The sequence below is a fragment of the Nocardiopsis alba genome (assembly GCF_000710955.1).
Lineage (GTDB): Bacteria > Actinomycetota > Actinomycetes > Streptosporangiales > Streptosporangiaceae > Nocardiopsis > Nocardiopsis alba.
The window spans coordinates 759,756-780,878 of record NZ_BAZE01000001.1 but is presented as its reverse complement, the minus strand read 5'-3'; the positions used below and the strand labels follow the sequence as shown (position 1 = coordinate 780,878).

14 protein-coding genes are annotated in these 21,123 nt (G+C 71.2%); 7 read left to right on the top strand and 7 right to left on the bottom strand.

Annotated elements, in window-relative coordinates; genetic code table 11:
• Positions 1 to 53: 53 nt before the first annotated feature.
• The 4 genes from TR33_RS27370 to TR33_RS03245 form a co-directional block, all read right to left on the bottom strand.
• Positions 54 to 1,952, bottom strand: a complete 1,899-nt coding sequence (locus TR33_RS27370) for a DUF2510 domain-containing protein (protein ID WP_042281232.1) — start codon at positions 1,950 to 1,952, stop codon at positions 54 to 56.
• 32 nt (positions 1,953 to 1,984) lie between these two features.
• The gene (locus tag TR33_RS03255) at positions 1,985 to 2,698 is read right to left on the bottom strand and encodes a hypothetical protein (protein WP_042281230.1); all 714 of its coding nucleotides are present in this window, start codon (positions 2,696 to 2,698) and stop codon (positions 1,985 to 1,987) included.
• Positions 2,699 to 2,957: 259 nt separating this feature from the next.
• Positions 2,958 to 4,718 (bottom strand): substrate-binding domain-containing protein, encoded by a 1,761-nt coding sequence (locus TR33_RS03250; RefSeq protein WP_042281229.1) that lies wholly within the window; start codon positions 4,716 to 4,718, stop codon positions 2,958 to 2,960.
• Between the two features lie 73 nt (positions 4,719 to 4,791).
• A complete protein-coding gene (locus tag TR33_RS03245; protein WP_042281226.1) occupies positions 4,792 to 6,525 on the bottom strand; it encodes a substrate-binding domain-containing protein in 1,734 nt (577 codons plus the stop codon).
• A gap of 425 nt (positions 6,526 to 6,950) precedes the next feature.
• Between TR33_RS03245 and TR33_RS03240 the strand changes: the two genes are divergently transcribed.
• The 5 genes from TR33_RS03240 to TR33_RS03220 all read left to right on the top strand — a co-directional run bounded on the left by TR33_RS03240 (position 6,951) and on the right by TR33_RS03220 (position 12,639).
• Positions 6,951 to 7,550, top strand: a complete 600-nt coding sequence (locus TR33_RS03240; protein WP_042281224.1) for a hypothetical protein — start codon at positions 6,951 to 6,953, stop codon at positions 7,548 to 7,550.
• A 49-nt stretch (positions 7,551 to 7,599) separates the two neighbouring features.
• Positions 7,600 to 8,442 carry a TrmH family RNA methyltransferase gene (locus tag TR33_RS03235; protein WP_017534254.1) on the top strand — a complete coding sequence of 281 codons (843 nt, stop codon included), beginning with the start codon at positions 7,600 to 7,602 and terminating at the stop codon, positions 8,440 to 8,442.
• A 93-nt stretch (positions 8,443 to 8,535) separates the two neighbouring features.
• A complete protein-coding gene (locus TR33_RS03230) occupies positions 8,536 to 9,453 on the top strand; it encodes a 2-hydroxyacid dehydrogenase (RefSeq protein ID WP_017534253.1) in 918 nt (305 codons plus the stop codon).
• 128 nt (positions 9,454 to 9,581) lie between these two features.
• The gene (locus TR33_RS03225; RefSeq protein WP_042281311.1) at positions 9,582 to 11,267 is read left to right on the top strand and encodes a bifunctional 3'-5' exonuclease/DNA polymerase; all 1,686 of its coding nucleotides are present in this window, start codon (positions 9,582 to 9,584) and stop codon (positions 11,265 to 11,267) included.
• Between the two features lie 193 nt (positions 11,268 to 11,460).
• Positions 11,461 to 12,639 carry a C40 family peptidase gene (locus TR33_RS03220; protein ID WP_017534252.1) on the top strand — a complete coding sequence of 393 codons (1,179 nt, stop codon included), beginning with the start codon at positions 11,461 to 11,463 and terminating at the stop codon, positions 12,637 to 12,639.
• Between the two features lie 393 nt (positions 12,640 to 13,032).
• Here the strand turns inward: TR33_RS03220 and TR33_RS03215 are convergent, their stop codons facing one another.
• Both TR33_RS03215 and TR33_RS03210 read right to left on the bottom strand, forming a co-directional pair.
• A complete protein-coding gene (locus tag TR33_RS03215) occupies positions 13,033 to 14,835 on the bottom strand; it encodes a gamma-glutamyltransferase family protein (protein WP_042281222.1) in 1,803 nt (600 codons plus the stop codon).
• 216 nt (positions 14,836 to 15,051) lie between these two features.
• Complete coding sequence (locus tag TR33_RS03210; RefSeq protein ID WP_042281220.1) at positions 15,052 to 16,554, bottom strand: hypothetical protein; 1,503 nt, start codon at positions 16,552 to 16,554, stop codon at positions 15,052 to 15,054.
• Between the two features lie 244 nt (positions 16,555 to 16,798).
• On the opposite strand from TR33_RS03210, the gene TR33_RS03205 reads away from it, so the two are divergent.
• Together TR33_RS03205 and TR33_RS03200 are read left to right on the top strand one after the other, a co-directional pair.
• The gene (locus TR33_RS03205) at positions 16,799 to 17,839 is read left to right on the top strand and encodes a glycerophosphodiester phosphodiesterase (RefSeq protein ID WP_042281218.1); all 1,041 of its coding nucleotides are present in this window, start codon (positions 16,799 to 16,801) and stop codon (positions 17,837 to 17,839) included.
• Positions 17,840 to 18,008: 169 nt separating this feature from the next.
• Positions 18,009 to 19,262: a type III PLP-dependent enzyme domain-containing protein gene (locus TR33_RS03200; RefSeq protein ID WP_042281216.1), complete on the top strand. Its 1,254-nt coding sequence runs from the start codon at positions 18,009 to 18,011 to the stop codon at positions 19,260 to 19,262.
• A gap of 53 nt (positions 19,263 to 19,315) precedes the next feature.
• On the opposite strand, the gene TR33_RS03195 is transcribed toward TR33_RS03200, so the two are convergent.
• Positions 19,316 to 20,956 carry a beta-N-acetylhexosaminidase gene (locus TR33_RS03195; protein WP_042281214.1) on the bottom strand — a complete coding sequence of 547 codons (1,641 nt, stop codon included), beginning with the start codon at positions 20,954 to 20,956 and terminating at the stop codon, positions 19,316 to 19,318.
• Positions 20,957 to 21,123: the final 167 nt, after the last annotated feature.

Sequence of the window (21,123 nt, the reverse complement as noted above, 5' to 3'; positions counted from 1 at the left end):
GGCGGGCCATCGAGGCCCACCACCCCCTTCGTCGGAGCGTCACCGCCGGACCATCAGATGTGGACGGCGAAGATGTCGTACATCCAGTCCCACGTCCCCGAGAGCTGGAGGTAGCCCAGCAGCCCGAGGATCAGCACGATCAGGATGAGGGTGAAGCACCCGCATCCGCATCCGCGCTTCTTTTTTTTCGGCGGCTGCTGCTGGGGAGGACCGTAGGGGTGACCATGGGGTCCCGCCGGGCCGCCCCACTGGGGGCCGCCGGGCGGCGGACCGCCATGGGGGCCGCCCATCGGGCCCTGAGGGTGCCCCGGGCCTCCGTGCGGGGGGCCTCCCATGTGGGGCTGCCCCGGGCCGAAACCCGGAGGCGGGCCCTGCGGCGGGCCCGGAGGCCGGCCGGGAGGCGGACCGAACTGTTGGGGCGGCGGAGCGCCGAACTGCTGATGCGGGGGCTGCCCCTGGGGGGCGAAACCCCGCGGCGGGTAGCCGGGAGGCGGGCCCGCCGGAGGACGCTGACCGTAGACGGGCGCCTGCTGGGGGCCGGATGGAGGCTGGTGAGGGGCCACCGGGGGTTGCTGAGGGGGCGCGGGGGGCCGGTGCCCGAAGGAGGGCGCCTGTTGCGGTCCCGAAGGTGGCTGCTGGCCTGGGGAGGGCGCCTGCTGGGGGCCGGACGGGGGCTGCTGCCCGAAGACCGGTGCCTGCTGCGGTTCCGACGGCGGTCGCTGACCGAAGGCGGGGGCCTGGCCCGGCTGCGGACCGGAGGCCGGCTGCGGTCCGCCGGCCTGACCCGGGTTCTGCGGGGTCCACGCCGCGGGCGGGGAACCGGCGGAGCCCTCCGGGGCGCTCGGCTGTTCGGGAGCGTTCTTGCGCGCCTCCTCGGCCCGCTCGCGTTCCTCCTCCGCGCGCTTTCGGGCCTCTTCGGCCTGCTCGGCCGCCTCGGCCTCCTTGCGGACCCGTTCCTCTTCGCGCTTCTTCGCGGCCTCGGCCTCGGCCTGGCGCCGCTGTTCCTTGCGCTCCTCGGAAAGGTCCGCCCAGCCCTCCTTGAGGTTGCCGAGGAACTTGTTGAACTTGCCGCCCTTCTGGTCCTCCGCGTCGGAGCCCTCGGCCGCGCCGCCCGAGAACATCGGGTCGGAGGGGTCGAAGATCGCGGTGCCTCCGGGGGAGGGGGCGCCGGTGTTCGCGCCCGCGTTCGGGTCGAAGACGGCGGTGCGGGGGGTCTCCCCGATCTGGTTCGGGTCGAAGATCGCGGTGCCGCCGGGCGACTGTTCGGCGGGGCCGGGCTCGAAGACGGCGGTACGCGGGGCGTCGCCGATCCGGTCCGGGTTGAAGACGGCGGTGCGGGGGGTGTCCCCGATCGCGCCGCTCAGGTCCGCGGTGGGCTCCTCGTCGTCGTCCGTCGAGGGGGAGGGGGCCGGGGCGGCTCGGCCGGGCAGGTCGGAGGGGTCGACCCGGATGGTCGCGCCGGCGCCGCTCAGGTCGGCGGTCGGTTCTTCGTCATCGGGGTCGGACCCCCACGAGGAGGGGCTGATGCGCATGGTGCTCGGCTCGTCCTCCACCGGGGCGGGGGCGGGGGACGTGGGGGATCGCCGAAGGGAGGGGTCGTTCTGTCGGGAGGGGTCGATGCGGATGGTGCCGTGCTCGTCCTCTGGGGCGCTCGGGGCCCCGGGGGCGGAGGGGCCCAGCCGGACCGTTCCCTCGTCATCGTCGTCGGGGGCCGTGCCTCCCTTGTGAGCGCTCAGGTCGGCGGTGGGGAGTTCGTCCTCGCCGGAGAGAGCGCCTCCGCCCCGACCGCTCAGGTCGGTGGTCGGGAGCTCGTCCTCGGGGTCTTCGGCCCCGCCTTGGAGCTCGCTCAGTGAACGGGTATGCCGCGTCCACTCCTCACCGTTCCACCATCTGAGTGTTTGCGCGTCGCCCTGCGGGTCCGCATACCAACCCGGCTCGATAGATCCACCCATGGCCGACAGACTAAGGGGTTTCGGTACCGCACTTAACCAGTGGTATCCGATTCGCTGAGCCGACGGTGGTTCGAGAGGTCCACGTCTCTCTTTTCGTGTCCGTCCTGTAACAGGGAGTTGTGCTCCGGATGCTCTCCGGAGGCCGGAGAGCTCTCGGGGACCCGCGCGATCACCCGTTCCCCCGTGGCCACGCGCTCCGGACTGATGTGTCCCGGTGCGGTGGAGACCGATCCCGGGACCTGGTCATGGCCGAAGTGGCCGCCTCGGGACCAGGCCCGGGTGGTCTCCTGGCGTGTGGGGCGCCGTCCGTTCCGCCGTCCGGGGGCTCCGGCGGGCCAGTGTCTGGAGACCCCCCAGGAGTCCAGCCATGCCAGGAGAGGGTCCAGGCCGACCATGGGACCGTCGGTGAACGGTTCCGGCTCGGTGGCCACCACGGCCACCACGAGGCACACACGTCCCTCGTCCCCGTGGTCGAGGAGGCGCCGTTCCAGCGGGGTGCCGCCCAAGGGGAGAGCGCCGCGTCGGGTGGCGGCCAGGAGCTGGACGATCTCTCCGCTCACCGGGTTCCACACCAGGTGGGTGGTCCGGCCTTCGCGGATCAGTCTGAGTGCCTCCTCGCGTGCCGATCGGGTCCTCGGATCGGATCCGGTCACCGTCCAGACGGCACGGGGGGCACCGGCCCCCGCGGCGGTTCGGGAGGTCCCGCCGTCGATCCTCTCGGCACCGGGCATCCACACCTTGGCCATGGCACTCTCCCATCCGGTCACACCGGTTTCGAGGCGGGGGATCCGGGGCGGGAGCGCTGAAGGGGCCCGGATCGCGGTTCCCTCCCGTGGTACGCCACCCCCGGGGGAGAAGTCCAGAGCCTTTGGTGCGTTGGTGAGGTTCATGTCACCTTCTGTTCCGCCCCACGCACCCGAGAGTCACGGTCGGCCTTCGCGGGGAACGGAGAAGGGCCGGAACGCGGTGGTGTCCGCGTCCCGGCCCGGGGAGGAGGCGCGTGGGTCAGTCCCGGTCGTCCTCGGTGTCGGCGATCCGCAACGAGAACGCCTGGAGGAAGATGTCGCCGATCTCGGTGGGGTCCTCGGTCATGTAGGCGGCGCCTCCCGTGGAGGCGGCGATCTCCTGGAGGGGTTCCAGGTTCCGTACGTCCGGACCGAAGGCGATCGTGATGATGGGGATGGGCCGTGAGGGGCTGGAGAGGGAGTCGAGTTGGGAGAGCAGTTCGTCCAGCTCCATCCCACCGGGGTTGTCGTCGTCCCCGTCCGTGAGCATCAGGATCACGTTGGTGCGATCCGGCCGGTAGGTACGGGACATCTCCTGATAGGCGGCCAGGTAGGTCTCGTACAGCGCGGTGTCGCCCTGGGGCAGCGGTTCCAGGTTCTGGAGCGCGGAGGCCAGCACGTCACGATGCTCGTTCCCCGATCCGTCGGTCGCCTGGAGCTCACGGACCGGGGCGATCTCCTGGTGGTGGAGGTCGCCGTTGACGTTGGTGGAGAACTCCCACAGGCCCAACTCGGAACTGTCGGAGAACATCTGGAGCCCCTCGGCGGAGGCGGCGCCGGCCACCTGCATCCGGGTCAGCCCCGTTCCGGGGACCTCGGCCAGCATCGACCCGGAGATGTCGACGATGGTCAGGACCCGGGAGTCCATCTTGAGCTGGTTCCAGGAACGGATCAGGTCTTCGATGGAGCTCTCCGACGGGGAGGAGAGTTCATCACGCGGTTCGGGGAGGAACCCGGCCTCCTCGGTCAGGACGGAGGGGTCCCTCTCCCCTTCGGGGCCGCGGAAGCCCTCGGCCAGTAGACGGTCCGCGGCCGACTCGGAACGCACCGCCGTCCGGAACATCTCGGCGGCGCGGGTGATCGCGCTGTCCTCGCTGCGCACGATGTACGGATAGTCGAGGTAGTAGGTGCCCTCGTCCGGGTAACCGGCGCGCGCGGGCGCGTCGCCGTGGACGGAGTTGTAGCGCCACACGGCCTGTTCGGACATCACCATCACGGGAGAGGCGGACTCGCCGCCGCCGCTCAGGGCGAGGAAGGCGGCCTCCTCGTCGGCGGAGGCCCCTCTGTGCAACGACTGGAGGGCGGCGGTCATGCTCGCGTTGAAGGTGTCGGCGTCGGAGCCGGTCCCCTCGAGGGCCCCGTGCAGCAGGTGGAGGGTGCCCAGACCGCTGGAGCTGCGGGCCGGGTCGACCACGCGGACCGTGCGCCCGTCCTCCTCGCCGGGGGCGTCCGTGGGGACGACGTCCATCCAGGTGGTGGGGGCGTCGTCGGCCTCGGCGAGGTCGGCGCGCTCGGCGACGACCAGGGGCGTGCGGGCGACGGAGGTGCCGGTCTCGGTGACGACGGCGTCCCCGGCCTGCCCTTGGACGATACGGGTCCACATCGAGGAGTCCGGGATCCACACGTCGGACTCGGTCTCGCCCATGGTGGCGCCCGCCCCGGTGATGCCGAAGGCGACGTTGGCCGAGTCGATCTCCCGTACCGAGGCGCGTACGCAGTCGCCGTCGACGGTGTGCTCCTCGGCGTTGAAGTCGTCGGCCACGTCGCCCAGGGCCGGCCCCAGTTCGGGGCTGACCGCGATGTCCAGGGTCAGGTCGGAACCGCCGCAGCCGTCGCCCTTACCGAACATGTACACGCCCGCGGCGGCGATGACGATCACGATCGCCGACGCGGCGGCCAGAGCGGCGATCGCGCCGCCGCGGCCTCGTCGGCGGCCTCGTTCGGCGGGTTCTTCTGTGTGCTTTCCGCGGTGACGTCCCACAGCTTTCCTCACTGGGTGGTGTACGCACGGGGTCGTACAAGGGGGTGAGCGGGTACAGGGGGAGGGGTAGGGCTCAGTTGTCGCAGTCGGGCACGCACAGGCGCCGGGAGATCGAGCTCAGGAAGAAGTCGCCGATCTCGTCGGGGTCGTCGGTGACGAACGACGAACCGCTGGTGGCCCGGGCGATCGCGGCCAGTTCCCGCTCCTCGGCCCCGTCTCCGAACCCGATGATGAACATCGTGACCGGCCTGCGGGGGTCGAAGCGGTCCTGGAGGGCGGCGACCAGCTCCTCGTGGGAGATCTCGCTGGAGCCCTCGTCCTGGCCGGCGGTCAACAGGATGACGCTGTTGATCTTGTCCTCCTGGTATCCGGCCTGCACCTCGTCGTAGGCGGCCAGGATGTTGTCGTACAGACGGGAGCCGCCGCCCTCGACCTCCAGGTTCTCGGCGACGTCCACCATCTCCCGACGGCGGGTGACGTCCCCGTCGTCCGCCGCACCCAGCGGGTGCATGTCCGCGGCCTTGTCCCGTCCGCTCGGTCCATAGCCCTCCGCCATCAGCCACAGGCCCATGTCGGTCTCGTCGGGGAACAGGGACAGGCCCAGGAGCGCGGCCCGCTTGGCGATCTCGATGCGGGGGAGCCCCCCGTCGAGGTTCTCGGCCATGCCGGCGGAGGCGTCGGCCAGCACCAGGGTGCGGCTGGGCATCGACAGCCGGTTCCAGTCGGTGATCGAGGCCAGGAGCGCGTCCCCGGTCAGGTCCTCGTGGGTGGGCGGCGCCGCGGCGATGACTCCGGGCTGGGAGGCCAACAGTGACGACGCCTCGCCACCGGGGTCTCGGAAGCCGAGTTCGCGCAACCGGTCCCGGTACTCGTCGCCGCGCACGACCTCGTACAGGTCGGCGGCGGCCGAACCGAGGGCGGAGTCGTCGGTGGTGGTCACGTACGGGTAGTCGAGCGAGACCGTCCCGTCGCCGATGTAGTACGCCTGGAGTTCGGGGGCCGAATCGGCGCGACGCAGGTTGTAGGAGACCACCGCCTGCTCGGGGACGGCGATGACGGGGGCGGTGCGATCCCGGGCGGCCGCCGATCCGGTGAAGACGGACGTCAGGTCGATCTCTCCGAAGGTCGAGTCGAGTTGGACGTCGCGTACGAAGTCGGTCATGGCGGTGTCGGCGTCGTCGCCGGTGCCCAGGTGTGCGCGCACGGCCTGCATGACGGTCATGCCGTCGGCGCCGCGGTTGGGGTCGACCATCACGACGGGACGGTCGGGGTCGCGTTCACCGGGAAGGAGCAGGGTCCAGTCGGCGTCGTCCTGGGCGGGCATGCCCTCGGCGTCGGGCGGAGCGGCCAGGACGACGGGGGAGGAGGCCAGCGAGGGCGGATCGGTCTCGATGCCGTGCGCTCCGCCCGACGAGACCCGGGCCAGCTCCACCCAGGCGGAGGACTCGGGGACCCACACGTGCGGGGTGATGGTCGAGTCGCCCGGCCGGTTCCCGGACAGGGAGTCCATGATCCGGTGCGGGGCTATCTCGTCGACCTGTGCGTACACGCAGGTGCCGCCGTAGGAGGGGTCGTCGGAGTTGAACTCGGTCGCGGCCTCCCGAAGGACGGGGGCGACGCTCTGGGTGGTGGACACGCGCAGGTAGCGGGTCTCTCCACAGCCGAGCGCGTTCAGACCGGCCGGCACGGCGATCGCCGCCGTGGCGATGAGGGCGACGACGATCGCGGTGATTCCCAGGGGCGACCGCACCGCCTTGCGCGTGGTGGCGGCGGCCGGTGAGGCGAGACGATGACGTCCAGTGGACACGGGCACTCCGGGTGTGACGATTCCGGCCCCGGGCGGGGGTTTCGGGCCGGGTTCAAGGGGTGGCCGCGGGTCGCGGCGCCCGGCACCCGCGGAAGGAAGGGAACGAACCGTCGTCCCATGAGCGGCGTCCCACAAGGTGTGAAGACGAACGATCATCACGAACGACCGATTCCTCCACCGGACCTTACTTGTTGGTAATGGGAGAGTGGAAGGGGACGGGTGGTACCGCTCACATCGCCGCCCCCGTAGGCGTCCGGTGACCGCTTTGTTACGGCGTATGTCGGATGGCGGTCCCCGCTCACGGATACCATTGGCCCCCGGTCAGCGTTTGACCGATACTTGACGTCCGCTTTGCGGATGCCCCGCAGTGGCGGGGGTGCCCTCCACGGAACCCTCGCGACCAACCGACCCCCGAGGGTTTTGGCATGTCCCATTCGCACAGTGATCGACGCGGCCGAGGCGGGCCCGGAACCGCTCTGCTGGCCGGAGCCTGCTGCCTCGGCGCGGTGACCTACGCCGTGTTCGTCGGCCCGTCGATGCTGCCGCCCCAGGACGTGGAGGCGGCCAACGCCTCCAGCCCCGAGGTGCTCGGCAGTGTCATCGAGCCGAGCGCCGAGGAGCCCGAGACCAGGGCTCCGGTCGGTTCGTTGCGTGTTCAGGTGATCGACCGACACCACGCCTGGGTCCAGACCCTGGAGTGCGAGGGGGATCCGGAGGGGGATCCGCAGGCCTGCGCCGCGTTGGCCGAGGCCGCGGAGGGCACGGCGGGGGATCCCACCGCCTCGGTCCCGCCCGAGGACGAGGAGGAGATCGACCCCGAGGACGACCCCGGAGCCGACACCCTGTTCTCCGAGGTCCGGGACGGCACCGTGTGCACCGACAAGGTGTACGGCCCCCAACAGGCCGTCATCGAGGGCACGTGGGAGGGCCGCGAGATCGACACCACCCTCTCGCGTCGAGGCTCCTGCGAAGAGGCCCGTTGGCAGCGTCTGACCTCCGTCACCGACCGGTTCGAGAACGAGTAGGGGCCGCCGACGTGCGGCGGGGGCGAGCGGGTCGGGATAATCGACGACCATGAACGTCATCAGGGTCAGTGACCCCGCCGACCCCCGTCTGGCCGACTACACCCGTCTGCGCGACGTCAATCTGCGCCGCCACCTGGAGGCCGAACACGGCCTGTTCATGGCCGAGGGCGACAAGGTGATCCGCCGCGCGGCCACCGCCGGCTACGTTCCGCGCAGCTTCCTGCTCACCGAACGTCGGGCCGAGGCCCTGGACGACGTGGTCGCCGCCACCGAGGCACCGCTGTACGTGGTCTCCGAGGAGACCGCCGAACGCCTGGTCGGCTTCGACCTGCACCGCGGTGCCCTGGCCGCCTACCACCGCAAGCCCCTGCCCTCTCTCGACGAGGTGTTGGAAGGGGCGCGCGCGATCGTGGTGCTGGAGGACCTGGTCGACCACACCAACGTGGGCGCGATCTTCCGCAGCGCCGCCGGGCTGGGCGTGGACGCGGTGATCCTGGCCCCGCGCTGCGCCGATCCGCTCTACCGGCGCTCGGTGAAGGTCTCCATGGGGTCGGTCTTCACCCTCCCCTACACCCGGCTCGGCGACTGGTACGGCGGACTGGACACCCTGAGCGAGGCCGGTTTCGACCTGATGGCCCTCACACCGGGCGAGGGCTCCCTGCCCCTGGCGGAGGCGATGGGGCGACTGGCCCCCGACGCCAAGGTGGGCCTGCTGCTGGGGACCGAGGGCGACGGGCTGTCCGCGCGCTGGCTGGAGCGGGCGACCTCACGTGTGCACATCCCGATGGCCGACCGCGACGTGGACTCCCTCAACGTGACGGCCGCCGCGGCCGTCGCCTGTTACGAACTGGCCCGGTTCGGAGCGGTCTCCGGCCGGGTCCACGGGGTCTGACCGGCCTCGGAACCCTCCCGGTCGAGGTCGGCGCCGAGGTGAGCGTCTAGGGTGTCGCGTGACACGGACCAATACCGAGGGAGGACGCACGTCATGGGCGGCCGAGCACTGGTGCAGTGGGAACAGAACAGGGACAACGCTCCCGACTCGCTCCACGTCGACCTGTACGCCGGAGGGCCGGCTCCGGCCGAACTGGAGGACGTCACCTTCTACCAGGTGCCCTACGTCCCCTCCACCCAAGGAGTGGACGAACGGCTGGACATCATCGGCCGAATGCCGGAACTGCGCGTCCTCCAGTTGGTCTCGGCCGGGTACGAGCAGGTGCTCGACCTGGTGCCCGACCACGTCACCCTGTGCAACGGGCGGGGGCTGCACGACGCCAGTACCGCCGAGCACACGCTCGCTCTCATCCTCGCCGCGCAGCGTGAACTGCCGCGGTGGGCGATCGACCAGCGCGAACGTCGGTGGACCCCGAGTCCGCAGCGTTCCCTGGCCGACTCCCGGGTGATGATCGTCGGATACGGCAGCATCGGCCGGGCGATCGAACGGCGCCTGCTGCCGTTCGAGACCGAGGTGGTCCGGGTCGCCGGGCGGGCACGGCCGGACGAGGACGTGCACGGCGTGGACGAATTGCACGCGCTGTTGCCGGAGGTCGACGTGGTCGTCCTGGTCACCCCGCTCACCGAGGCCACCCGCGGCCTGTTCGGTCGGCGCGAGTTCTCCCTGTTGCGCGACGACGCCCTGGTCGTCAACGTCGGGCGCGGCCCCGTTCTGGACACCGAGGCCCTGATCGCCGAGAACGGGCGGATCCGTGCGGCGCTGGACGTCACCGATCCCGAACCGCTGCCGGTCGAACACCCGCTCTGGGAGGCGCCCGGCGTGTACTTCACCCCGCACGTGGCGGGCGGTTCGGCGGCCTTCTACCCGCGGGCCCGCGCCTTCATGGACGAGCAGCTGGCCCGGTGGGCGAAGGGCGAGGCGCTCTCCAACGTCGTGCGCCCCGGACGCTGATCGACCGCCGCCCCGCCCGGAGAGAGCCCTCCGGGTGGGACGGTCGCCTCGCGTGGCCGCGTGACCAGGGGGCGATGTTCGTCGCGGGTCTCCTCCCGTTCGTCGTACCCGAGGAGGAGACTGGCGGTATGCGTATCGCGGTGGTCCCCGACGGGGAGGGTGGAGGCCGGCTGAGGGAGCTCGACGGCGGTGCGCCGGTCGGCCCGGCCCGTCACGTGGACGACCTGGCGGCCGAGGTCGGCCGGATCGAGGGAGAGGCGGGGGAACCGCCGCGCTGGATCTGGGCGGCCGCCGAGGACGTCTACCCGGAGCTGGTCCGGGCCGGGGTACGGGTGCGCCGTTGCCACGACGTCGAGCTCACCGAGGCCCTCCTGCTCGGGCACGCGGCCCGGCACGGCGAACCGCGCTCGCTGGGCGCGGCCTGGGCCCGGGCCCATGACCTCGCCGTCCCCGACGATCCCGTGCGACGGTCGGGAGAGGGGACGACGGCCCAGCCGACCCTGTTCGAGGCCGACCGTTCCACCCTGCCGCCCGGCACGGACCGGCTCGACGCGCTCATCGAGGTCCATCGTGGGCAACGCGAGCGTGTGGCGGAATCGCCCGCCCCAGCTCGGTTCTCGCTCCTCGTCGCGGTCGAGTCGGCCGGGGCGCTGGCGGCGGTGGAGATGAGTCACGACGGCCTTCCCTGGCGACCCGACGTCCACGACCGGATCCTCACCGAGATCCTCGGCCCCCGGCCTCCCGCCGGGCAGCGTCCCCGTGTCCTGGCCGAACTGGCCGCTCGGATCGGCGAGGTGGTGGGGCACGAGGTCAACCCCGACTCGCCGGCCCAGGTGCTGAGGGCCATGGCCTGGGTGGGGCACCCGGTCGAGTCCACCCGATCCTGGGTGCTGGAGCGGATCGATCACCCCGTCGTCCCACTCCTGCTGAGGTACAAGGAACTCGCCCGACTCCATTCGGCCAACGGGTGGAGCTGGCTGGAGACCTGGGTCGAGGAGAGGCGCGACCCCGAACACCCCGACGGGCCGAGAACGGGCCGGTTCCGTCCCGACTACGTCGTGGGCGGTGTCGTCTCGGGACGTTGGGCCACCCGGGGCGGCGGAGCCCTACAGATCCCCAAAGCGGTTCGGGGCGCGGTCCGGGCGGACCCGGGACGGCTCCTGATCCGCGCCGACGCCGGGCAGCTCGAACCGAGGGTCCTCGCGGCCGTCTCGGGGGACCGCGCCCTGGCGGAGGCCGCGGCGGAGGAGGACCTGTACGCCCGCCTGGCCGCGCACGTGGGGGACGACCGGGAACGCGCGAAGATCGGGATGCTCTCCGCCATGTACGGACAGACCTCGGGCGACGCCGCGCCGTTGCTGGCCACGATGCGGCGTCTGTACCCGAGGGCCCTGGGCTACGTGGACGCCGCGGCCCGGACCGGAGAGGGCGGCGGCATCGTCCGTTCCTGGCTCGGACGGACCTCCCCCGCGCCGAGCGATTGGACGGCCACGATCGCGCGCGCGGACGGAGAGCGGCGACGTCGCGCCCACGGCCGCTTCACCCGGAACTTCGTCGTCCAGGCCACCGCGGCGGAGTGGGCCCTGGTGCTGCTGGCCTCACTACGTCAGGAGTCGCCATCGATGCCCGAGGGCTGCGGGATCGTCTTCTTCGTTCACGACGAGGTCGTCCTCCACGTTCCCGAGGAACTGGCGGAGGAGACGGTCCGGGCGATCCATCGGGCCGAGACCCTCACCCGTACGACCCTCTTCGGTGACACCCCGGTGCGCTTCCCCCTCGACATCTCGGTCACCGACTGTTACGCGAAGACCTGATCGGAGGCGAGAGCCCGATGCGTTCTCCCATCCGTCACCTGGACGAAAGGTAGACGTCCGATATCGGACGGCGTGGGATTCTTGAAAACGGGGCCGGGTGCGCTCATTCTGGGACGCGAACACTTCAACCGAGGGCCGTGTGCCGCAGCGCTTCCCCCGCGCGCCGCGGTCGCAGAAAGGGTGATCGACCCCCGTGCGGAACCGTCTCAGAACGTGTGCGGGCACCACGGCCGCCTTGGCGGTCGCCTTCACGGCCTTCGGGGCATCCCCGGCCCTGGCCGAACCCGTGATCGACGACAGGCCCCCACCGTCCCACCAGACCTCTCTCGACGATGGCGTGCCGAGTGGCTCCCAGCCCCGGATCGCCGCCGAGGCGAGTGAGTCGCCGGACGTCGCCGACGTCGACGAACTTCGCGGCGACACCTACGTGGCCCCCTATAAGGAGGCCCGTTCCGTCGAGTACTTCGCGGTCTCCGACGCACCCCTGCCCCGTGAGGCGGTCGACGAGGTCCGTCGGGTCTCCGGGGTGGAGAACGTCCTGACCGTCGACGCGGCCCGCGTCGCCCTCGACGGGGAGACCACCTCCGTGCTGGGGGTGAACCCCTCCACCTTCCGCAACCACGCACCTCGTCCCTCGGCCGAGTCCGACGAGGTCTGGCAGGGCGTCGCCGAAGGCCACATCGCCCTGTCCAAGGACGCGGGCACCGAGCGCGAGCTCGAGGTCGGCGGGGACGTCACCCTCGCAGGGGCCCACGGTCGGGTGCCCATGGAGGTGTGGACCCACGCCACCTCGGGTATCGCCGGGATCGACGCGCTGGTCTCCCGCGAGCGCGCACGCGAGCTCGGTATGCCCGAGGGCAACGCCCTGATCATCTCGGCGCCCGACGCCGACCTGTGGGAACTGCACGAGGCCTTGGGCGAGGCCCTCGGAGAGGACACCCAGCTCCAGCTCGTGGCGGACGCCCCCGAGCCGCTGGAGGACGGCGACGTCGTACCGCCCAGCGTGATCGAGCAGGTCATCGCCAAGGCGGAGAGCCAGCTGGGCGTGCCCTACGTGTGGGGCGGCACCACCCCGAACGTGGGCTTCGACTGCTCGGGGCTGCTCCAGTGGGCCTTCGCCGAGGCGGGCGTGAGCATTCCGCGGGTCACCCACGACCAGTGGAACGCGGGCCCCCGGGTGGAGTGGGACGACCTTCGGCGGGGAGACCTCATCTTCTGGCGCTCGGACCCGACGGCGCCCGACTACATCTCGCACGTGGCCATCTACCTCGGCGACGGCCAGATGCTGGAGGCCCCGAGGACCGGCCTGGACGTCCGGGTCACCCCGGTCCGGACCGAGAACTACGCGGGCGCGGTGCGCGTCCAGACCTGACCGGGTGGAACGGAGACGGGCCGCGGTGTCACCTTCCGGTGGCACCGCGGCCCGTCTTCTCCTTGTCCGAACAACCGCCGGGAGGGGAAGGCAGGCCTCGGTCAGGAGGGGAGACAGGGTCACCGCTGAGGGAGGGGGAGACAGCGGTCGTCAACCCTGTGTTGGTGGTATGGAGTTGTGAGGGCGCACCACGATCGGCGATCGCCGGGGGCGCCTTGGCACAGGGTCTAGGTAAGCAGTGACCGGACGATTTGGCAAGAGGTCCGACCAAGGCGCGCACGGCGCCTCAAGTCACCCCAAAGCACCGTTCCTCCCGGGCACGACCGACGTGGAACGCGGTCCTCGGCGAGACGCCGGGAGAGGCCCGGCGGGGGAGCACCGGGCCTCATGGCCTCACCGTCCGGCGGCGTACCCCTGCATCACGCGCGCGTCGGCGGCGGCGCGCAGTTCACCGGTCTCGGGGTCGCGGGCCACGGCGGCCAGACGACCCAGGGACCAGGGGGCGGCGACCTGGACGCGGTGGCCGCGTCGACGGAGCTCCTCGATGTTCTCCTCGCCGATGCCGGGCTCGACGGTCAGGTCCCCGGGGATCGTCTCGCGCGGGTGGAAGGAGCTGGCGAAGGCGTTGGTGTGGAACATCGGGGTGTCCAGGACCTCCTGGAGGTCGTCCACCCCGTTGAGCACGCGCAGCAGCGCGGTGGTCGTCCACTGGTCCTGCTGGTCGCCGCCGGGAGTGCCGATGGCCAGGACCGCCTGACCGTCCTCGCGCGTGACCAGGGTGGGCGACAGGGTGGTCCGAGGCCGCTTCCTCGGGGCGAGGGAGTTGGGCGAGGCCGGGTCCAGCCAGAACATCTGGGCGCGGGTACCGAGCGGGAAGCCGAGCTCGGGGATGACCGGGGAGCTGCTGAGCCAGCCGCCGCTCGGGGTCGCCGACACCATGTTGCCGTCGGCGTCCACGACGTCCACGTGGCAGGTGTCGCCGCGGTGGTCGGTGGGCGAGCCGATGGCCGCGTTGCGCACGGTGGGCTCACCGGTGGTGCGGTCCCCGGGGGTCTCGTCGGCCAGGTAAAGCGGCGCGTCGAAGGGCGGACGGCCGTCGGGGGAGCCCGCACGCGGGTCGAGAAGGCTGCGTTCCCGGTCGACCAGACGGGCGCGCTCCTCGGCGTACCCGGAGCTCAACAGCCCGTCGATCGGGACGTCGACGAAGTCGGGGTCGCCGTACCAGCCCTCACGGTCGGCGAAGGCGAGCTTGGCGACCTCGGTGACCCCGTGCACGAAGTCGACACCGACCCCCTCGCGTACGTCGGATCCGAGGCCGAGGACCTCGGCCATGCGGAGCTGCTGGAGCATCGTGGGGCCCTGACCCCAAGGGCCGGTCTTGTGCACGGTGTGGTGGCCGTAGGTCACGGAGGCCGGGGCCTCGTAGGACGCGCTCCAGTCGGCGATGTCCGCCGCGGTCAGCAGGGCCCGTTCGGGTTCTCCGCGGCCGTTGACGACGGGCTTGGCGAGGAAGGCGCCGACGGCCTCGGCCACGAACCCCTGGGACCAGGCGCGGCGGGCCGCGTCGATCTGTGCCTCGCGGTCGCCGCCGGCGGCCTCGGCCTCGGCGACGATCCGCCGGTAGGTGGCGGCGAGCAGGGGGTTGTTCAGGCGGGATCCGGCGGTGGGGAGGACGCCGTGCGGCAGGTAGACGGAGGCGGATCCGGTCCAGTGTTCGGAGAAGACCGGGCGGAGGTTCTCGATCGCCGCGGCGATCCGGGGGAGGACGGGGTAGCCGCGCTCGGCCAGGCCGATGGCGTGGTCGAGGACCTGGCGGACGCTCATGGTGCCGTGGTCGCGGAGCAGGAGCATCCAGGCGTCGAAGGAGCCGGGGACGGTGGCGGCCAGAACACCGCTGCCGGGGATGCGGTCCCGGCCGGCGAAGGCCTCGATGGTCGCGGCGGCGGGGGAGACGCCCTGGCCGCAGAGCACGCGGGGGGCACGGCCGGCCGCCTGGAAGATGATCGGGACCTCACCGCCCGGGCCGTTCAGGTGGGGTTCGACGATCTGGAGGGTGAAGCCCGCGGCGACGGCCGCGTCGAAGGCGTTGCCGCCGCGTTCGAGGACGGACATGCCGGTGGCGCTGGCCAGCCAGTGGGTGGAGGCGATCATGCCGAAGTCGCCGCGGAGTTGGGGTCGTGTGGTGAAACCGGACATGGACTCGTCCTCCTGTGGGATGGGGGATGGCCGGACCATCGGGGCGGGGCGTGCCGATCGGACGAGGGTGACGGTACAGCATGAGTTCTGGTGAATTGAGGGCGAATGGGAGGTTCTGGGGGGAGAGGGGTGGGGAGTGGACGAAGAGAACCCGGGGCCGGCGGGTACGCGCCGACCCCGGGCCGATCGATCGGACGGGAGATCGCTCCCTCCGTCCTAGCGGGTCGTACTCGGAAGGCTCCAGGGCAGTGAGTCCAGGAGTTCGTTCCACTCGGCCGCGCCGATCGGGTCGATGACGAGCTCGGGGCTCTCCTGCTCCGCGCTCTCCCGGGTCGTGCCCTCGGCGCCATCGGCGGTGTCCGTCGCTTCGGGGGCGACCTCCTCGACGGGCGCCTCGGCCGGGGCCTCCTCGGTGGTCTCCTCCGAACCGAAGGCCACCTCCTCCGCGTCGCGGACCATCCCGGCGATCAGGTCGGAGACCTGGCCGAGCACGCCCTCGACCTCCTCGTCCCGAAGCGAGAACCGCTGGGCGCAATCGTCGGTCGCCGCGACCTTGTCGCCCTCGTCGCCGTAGTACCAGACGGTGGCGAGCAGACGGTCGCGGCCGGTGTCGTCCAAGGGCTTCGCGGCCAACGCCTCGTCGAGGTACCGCTCGGCGGTGGGGGTCATCCGAGACCGGTCGAGTCGGCTCTCCCCGGTGTCGAGGTCGACGAAGCGTTCGATCAGACAGGTCTTCACCTCACGCGAGGTGACGCCTTCGGGGAGCCCGACGCCCTCGGAGACGCTCTCCTCGGCCGGGGCCTCGGGGGCCGCCACCTCGGTGGCCCCCTCCTGTGCGGGCGCCTCTTCGGCGACCTCCTCGGTGGGTGCCTCGGCCTGGCCCTCCTCGACGGCGGTCTCCTCGGCGGGGGCCTGCTCGGCGGGGGCCTCCTCCTTCACCGCCTCCTCGGCGGCGGTGCCCTCCTCGGCGGAGGTCTCGACCTCCCCCTGACCGGAGGCGGGCCCGGCCGGGGTCTCCTGAGCGGCGGCCTCCTCGGCGGGGGTCTCCTCCACCGACACCTCCTCGGACACGGCCTCCGCGGCGGCCTCCTCGGTCACGGGTTCCACGGTGACGGTCTCGGCCGCGGGTTCCTCGGTCGTCGCGGGGACGTTCTCGATCGCGGCGCCGTCGTCCAACGGGGCGACCGCCTCGGCCATCCGCAGCAGTTCGGCCCGATCCCACAGTTCGGGGCGCAGATGCGTGGTGACGGCGATGCCCGGCTCCTCGACCCAGAAGAGGTCGCCGGTCCCCTCGGACAGATAGGCCCCGCTCGGGAACGTCTCGCTCTCGGGGAGCGCCTCCAACGAGTCCTTGGACAGGTGGCTGTAGCGGCTCTCCCGGAGGTCCTCCAGGTCCTGGACGCGTTCGGAGCGCAGGATCCCGACCCGGGCGTAGAGCTGGTCGGGGCCTCGGACCCACGAGACACGTGACTCCCGGTCCCCGTGACGGTCCGTCGTGGACGTGGCGTTGATGCCGTAGTCGCCCAGTTCCGGGGGAAGGTAGCCGATCTCGTACCCGTCGATGCTGTACGAGGACGTCCCCTGTTCGATCATCGGCCAGGCGAACGCCTGGGCGTCCCTGTCGTCCGCCGCCGCCGTTCCGGCGAGGCCGACCAGACCCGAGGTCGAGATCGCGGCGGCGCCGAGGAGCGCGACCCACCTCTTGTGGTGCTTGCGCATGCGTGTTCCTTCCCATCGACTACTGCTAGTGATTTTTTCAAGACCCTCCGTGTTTATCGAAGGGCTTGTAGTCAAAAATCGGACATGAAGTAGCCAAAGGCATACATAGGGTGAGATTCGTCGGTCATGGTGGTTTCGGCCACCAGAAGATGGGCGGCGGATCACCGACTGCTCCGCGCACGGTCACCGACAGGTCACCGGGCGCGCTCACCCTGAAGGGTGCAGTCGGCCAGTCCACGCGAATATGGGAGGCCCGGTGCACCAGAGCATCGGTTTCATCGTCGGAGTCACAACACTCTCGTTGTCCGTTCTCGCGAGCCCCGCTCTCGCGACCACGTCCGCTCTCGCTCCGCAGGAACGTGAGACGACCACACCGACCACCACCGGTTCGGCCGGCCCCGGGGCGCAGCGCGTCGGACTCGACTCCGAGCCCTCGTCCCGCCCGATCATCGCCGTCGCCCACCGGGGGGCCTCGGGCACCGCGCCCGAGAACACCCTCGCGGCCATCGACGAGGCCGACCGGCTCGGCGCGGAGACCGTCGAGGTCGACGTCCAGCTCACCGCGGACGACGAGCTCGTCATCATGCACGACACCACGCTCGAACGCACCACCGACGTCGCCGAGGTCTTCCCCGGCCGGGCGCCCTACGACGTCGGCGACTTCACGATGGAGGAGATCCGCCGCCTCGACGCCGGAAGTTCCTTCGGGCCCGAGTACACGGGCGAACCGGTCCCCGACCTGCGCGAGGTCCTGGACCGCCTCCAGGAACACGAGATGAACCTGCTCCTGGAGATCAAGGCCCCCGAGCTCTACCCCGGGATCGAGAAGCGGATCGCGGACGAACTGGCGCGGAGCCCCTACTGGCTGATGCCCGACTCGCCCGACGAGCCGCACCGCCTCGTGGTGCAGAGCTTCGACTGGGAGTCCACCGAGCTGTCGCAGGAGCTGCTGCCCTCCGTTCCGCACGGTCTGCTCGGCCTGGTCCCCGTGGACCGGATCGAGGAGCACTCCTGGGCCCGCATGATCAACCCCTCCTACAAGGACGTCGACGCCGACTACGTGTCCGCCGTCCACGAGGCGGGCCTGGAGATCATGCCGTACACGATCAACGACCCCGAGCAGATGCGCCGGACCCTGGAGACCGGGGTCGACGGGTTCATCACCGACTTCCCCGCCGTGGGCCGGGACGTCATCGACGAGTTCCTCGCCGAGCGTGAGCGGTCGACGGAGGACGACCAGGGCCAGGACGAGAACGACGACGATCAGGGGCAGGACGAGGACTAGCCGCTCCTTCCGCCCCGGTCGTGGGGCGAGGATCGATCCGGTGGCCCCGGTCTCCGACGGCTCTCGACGTCGGTGCGATGATCGGTGCCGGAACGAACCTCAGCACCCGGTTCCGGAGGAGCCCGAACGGCACCTTCCGGAACCGGGCCGGCCAGGAAGCGGAGACCACGTGAGCGACCGGCTGTCCGTCCCCGAGGAGTACATCGACCGGCACACCAAGGGCCTGTGGTGGCCGAGGGATCCCATCACCCTCGACGAGTTCGCCTCTCGTCGGGATCATCTGTTCACCGGGCCGTTCACCTGGCCGCTCATGGTGTTGCGCGCCTCGGACCTGGACCGCAACCTCTCCGCGCTCTCCGACTTCTCCCGGGAGCGCGGTCTGCTGTTCGCCCCGCACGGCAAGACCGCGATGTCGCCGGTCATCACCCGGCGTCAGATCGAGGCGGGGGCCTGGGGGATCACCGCGGCCACCGCGGGCCAGGCACTGGCCTTCCGCGGCTTCGGGGTGAGTCGGATCCTGGTCGCCAACGAGCTGCTCGACCCCAAGGCCTTGAGCTGGGCGGTCGCCGAGCTCGACGCCGATCCCGACTTCGAGTTCCTCTTCTACGTCGACTCCTCGGAGGGCGTCGCGATCGCCTCGGAGGCCTCGGCGCCCGGCGGAGTCACGCGCGAGAACGGCCGCCCGCTCCGGGTGCTGGTCGAACGGGGGACCCCCGGCGGCCGTACGGGGCGACGGACACGCGAGGGCGTACTGTCGATCGCCCGCGAGGTCGTGAACGCGCCGGGACTGGAGCTCGCCGGGGTCGCGGGCTACGAGGGACAGCTCGGCGACGCCGAGGGCGTGCGGGGATTCCTGGACGATCTCCTCGAAGACGCGTCGGCCCTGGCCGGGGAGCACGGTCTGGAACGGCCGGTGCTCTCCGTCGGCGGCAGCGCCTGGTTCGACCTGGTCGCCGACGCCCTGGGCGGCCGCGAGGACGTGGTCCCGATCCTGCGCAGTGGCGCCTACGTCGCCCACGACGACGGGCTCTACCGGCGCACGACCCCCTACAACCGTCTTCCCGAGGGTCCGGAGGCCCTCGCCGGCGCCCTCGAACTGTGGGCGCAGATCACCTCGGTCCCGGAGGAGGGCCTGGCGATCGCCGGGATGGGCCGCCGCGAGGCCAACCACGACCAGGGGTATCCGATCCCCCGGGTGGTACGCCGCGTGGACGGGGAGACCGTGCCGGCGGAGGGGATCGAGGTGGTGGGGCTCAACGACCACCACGCCTACCTCGAGGTGTCCTCCGGTACCGCCCTGCGCCCGGGGGATCTGGTCTCCTTCGGGATCTCCCACCCGTGCACGGCCTTCGACCGTTGGCGGATCATCCCGGTCGTCGATGACGAGGACCGGGTGGTCGACGTCATCGCCACCTACTTCTGAGCCTCCCGCGGCCGAAGACGGGGGCGGTGCGCTCGCACCGCCCCCGCGCGGGCTCAGGCCCGGTCGTGGCCCTGCTCGGGCGCCTCACCGTCGGGGGAGTAGCCCCAGCCGTACACACCGGGACGGGTGTGCCAGGGACGAGGACCGTCCAAGGGGCGGTACTCCACCCCCGCCGCGTCCAGGCGGCGCAGGTGTTCCCGAAGACGCGGTTCGAAGGCGGCGTAGTCGCGTTCGTGGGAGGACCACACCTTCTCCGAGAAGGCGGTCAGCCGCGGGAAGACCATGTAGTCGAGCCGGCGCGCGTTGTCGACGTGCTCGCTCCACAGGTTCATCTGGGCGCCCAGCACGTGCTCGGTCTCCTCCTCGGTGAGACCGGACGGGACGATCCCGGAGTCGTACACGTCCTCCACCCGAAGGAGGGTGCCCACGGGGACGGGCTCGTCGGGGCTCTCGGACTGCTTGTAGTCCAGGTAGGAGGTGGCGGTGGGGGCCATGATCACGTCGTGGCCGGCGCGCGCGGCGTCGATCCCGCCCTCCTCGCCCCGCCAGGACATCACCGTGGCGCCCGGGGCCAGACCGCCCTCGAGGATCTCGTCCCAGCCGAGCAGACGCCGGCCCCGGGCGGTCAGGTGGTCGTCCAACTGTCGGATGAACCAGCTCTGGAGCTCGTCCTCGTCGGCGAGGCCCTCGTCCCGGATCCTCTTCTGCGCCGACTCGCTGTTCTTCCACTGGGTCTTGGGGCACTCGTCCCCGCCCACGTGCACGTAGGTGCTGGGGAACAGCTCGATGAGCTCGTCGAAGACGTTCTTGTAGAACTCCAGCACGTTGTCGGTGACCGCCAGCACCTCCTCGAAGATGCCCCACTGCGTGCCGACCGGGATCTCTCCGACCTCGCCCAGCTCGGGGTAGGCGTGGATGGCGGCCTGGGAGTGCCCGGGCACGTCGATCTCCGGGACGACCGTGACGTGGCGGGCGTCGGCGTAGGCCACGATCTCGCGGATGTCGTCCTGGGTGAGGAAACCGCCGTGCGGTCGACCGTCGAACACGGGGGGCTTGGAGGTGCCGACCTGGCTCTCGGTCCGCCAGGAGCCCACCTCGGTCAGGCGGGGGTAGCGACGGATCTCGATCCGCCATCCCTGGTCGTCGGTCAGGTGCAGGTGCAGCACGTTGAGCTTGTGCAAGGCCAGCAGGTCGATGAAGCGCAGGATCTCGCGCTTGGGCTGGAAGTGCCGGGCGATGTCCAGCATGGCCCCGCGCCATCGGAATCGGGGGGCGTCGGTGATGTGCACCGCGGGGAGTCGCCAGACGGTCTCCTCGCCCAAGGGCGCGTCACGGTAGGCGTCGACGGGGAGGAGCTGGCGCAGGGTCTGGGCTCCGTAGAAGACACCGGCGGGGTCGTTGCCGACGATGATGGCGCCCTCCCCGTCGACGATCAGACGGTAGCCCTCACGGCCGAGGCCCGCGGTCGGATCGACGCTCAACCGGATCCGGGCGTCCTCCTCATCGCCGACGTTCAGGGGCAGACCGGTCGCGGCGCCGAGCTCGCGCCGGAGCCAGGAGAGGGTGCCCTTGGCCTCGTTGTCGGCCGAGAGACGGGTGGTGGCGGTGAGCACCAGCCCCTCCTCTCCTTCCGTCCTGATCTCGCGGGGGAGAGGGACCAGGGACATGGGTGAGGTGCGGGGGTTGTCAGACATGGAGTACTGCTCCTATCCGGTCTAGACCAATACCGGACATAGTGTCACGCTCGCCGAACGAGGCACAGCCCCACCGTCTAACGGTCGTGAGGGTCCCTTTTTTAGGGCTACCCAATACCTACTTTTGACCCCGAAAGGCTCTTAACGCACCGGCTTTTGCGGGAGAC

Coding starts and splice junctions, on each gene's coding strand:
- TR33_RS03240 (WP_042281224.1), top strand. CDS start 6,951: ATGTCCCATTCGCACAGTGATCGACGCGGCCGAGGCGGGCCCGGAACC.
- TR33_RS03255 (WP_042281230.1), bottom strand. CDS start 2,698: ATGGCCAAGGTGTGGATGCCCGGTGCCGAGAGGATCGACGGCGGGACC.
- TR33_RS03195 (WP_042281214.1), bottom strand. CDS start 20,956: ATGTCTGACAACCCCCGCACCTCACCCATGTCCCTGGTCCCTCTCCCC.
- TR33_RS03205 (WP_042281218.1), top strand. CDS start 16,799: ATGGGAGGCCCGGTGCACCAGAGCATCGGTTTCATCGTCGGAGTCACA.
- TR33_RS03215 (WP_042281222.1), bottom strand. CDS start 14,835: ATGTCCGGTTTCACCACACGACCCCAACTCCGCGGCGACTTCGGCATG.
- TR33_RS03210 (WP_042281220.1), bottom strand. CDS start 16,554: ATGCGCAAGCACCACAAGAGGTGGGTCGCGCTCCTCGGCGCCGCCGCG.
- TR33_RS03230 (WP_017534253.1), top strand. CDS start 8,536: ATGGGCGGCCGAGCACTGGTGCAGTGGGAACAGAACAGGGACAACGCT.
- TR33_RS03225 (WP_042281311.1), top strand. CDS start 9,582: ATGCGTATCGCGGTGGTCCCCGACGGGGAGGGTGGAGGCCGGCTGAGG.
- TR33_RS27370 (WP_042281232.1), bottom strand. CDS start 1,952: ATGGGTGGATCTATCGAGCCGGGTTGGTATGCGGACCCGCAGGGCGAC.
- TR33_RS03235 (WP_017534254.1), top strand. CDS start 7,600: ATGAACGTCATCAGGGTCAGTGACCCCGCCGACCCCCGTCTGGCCGAC.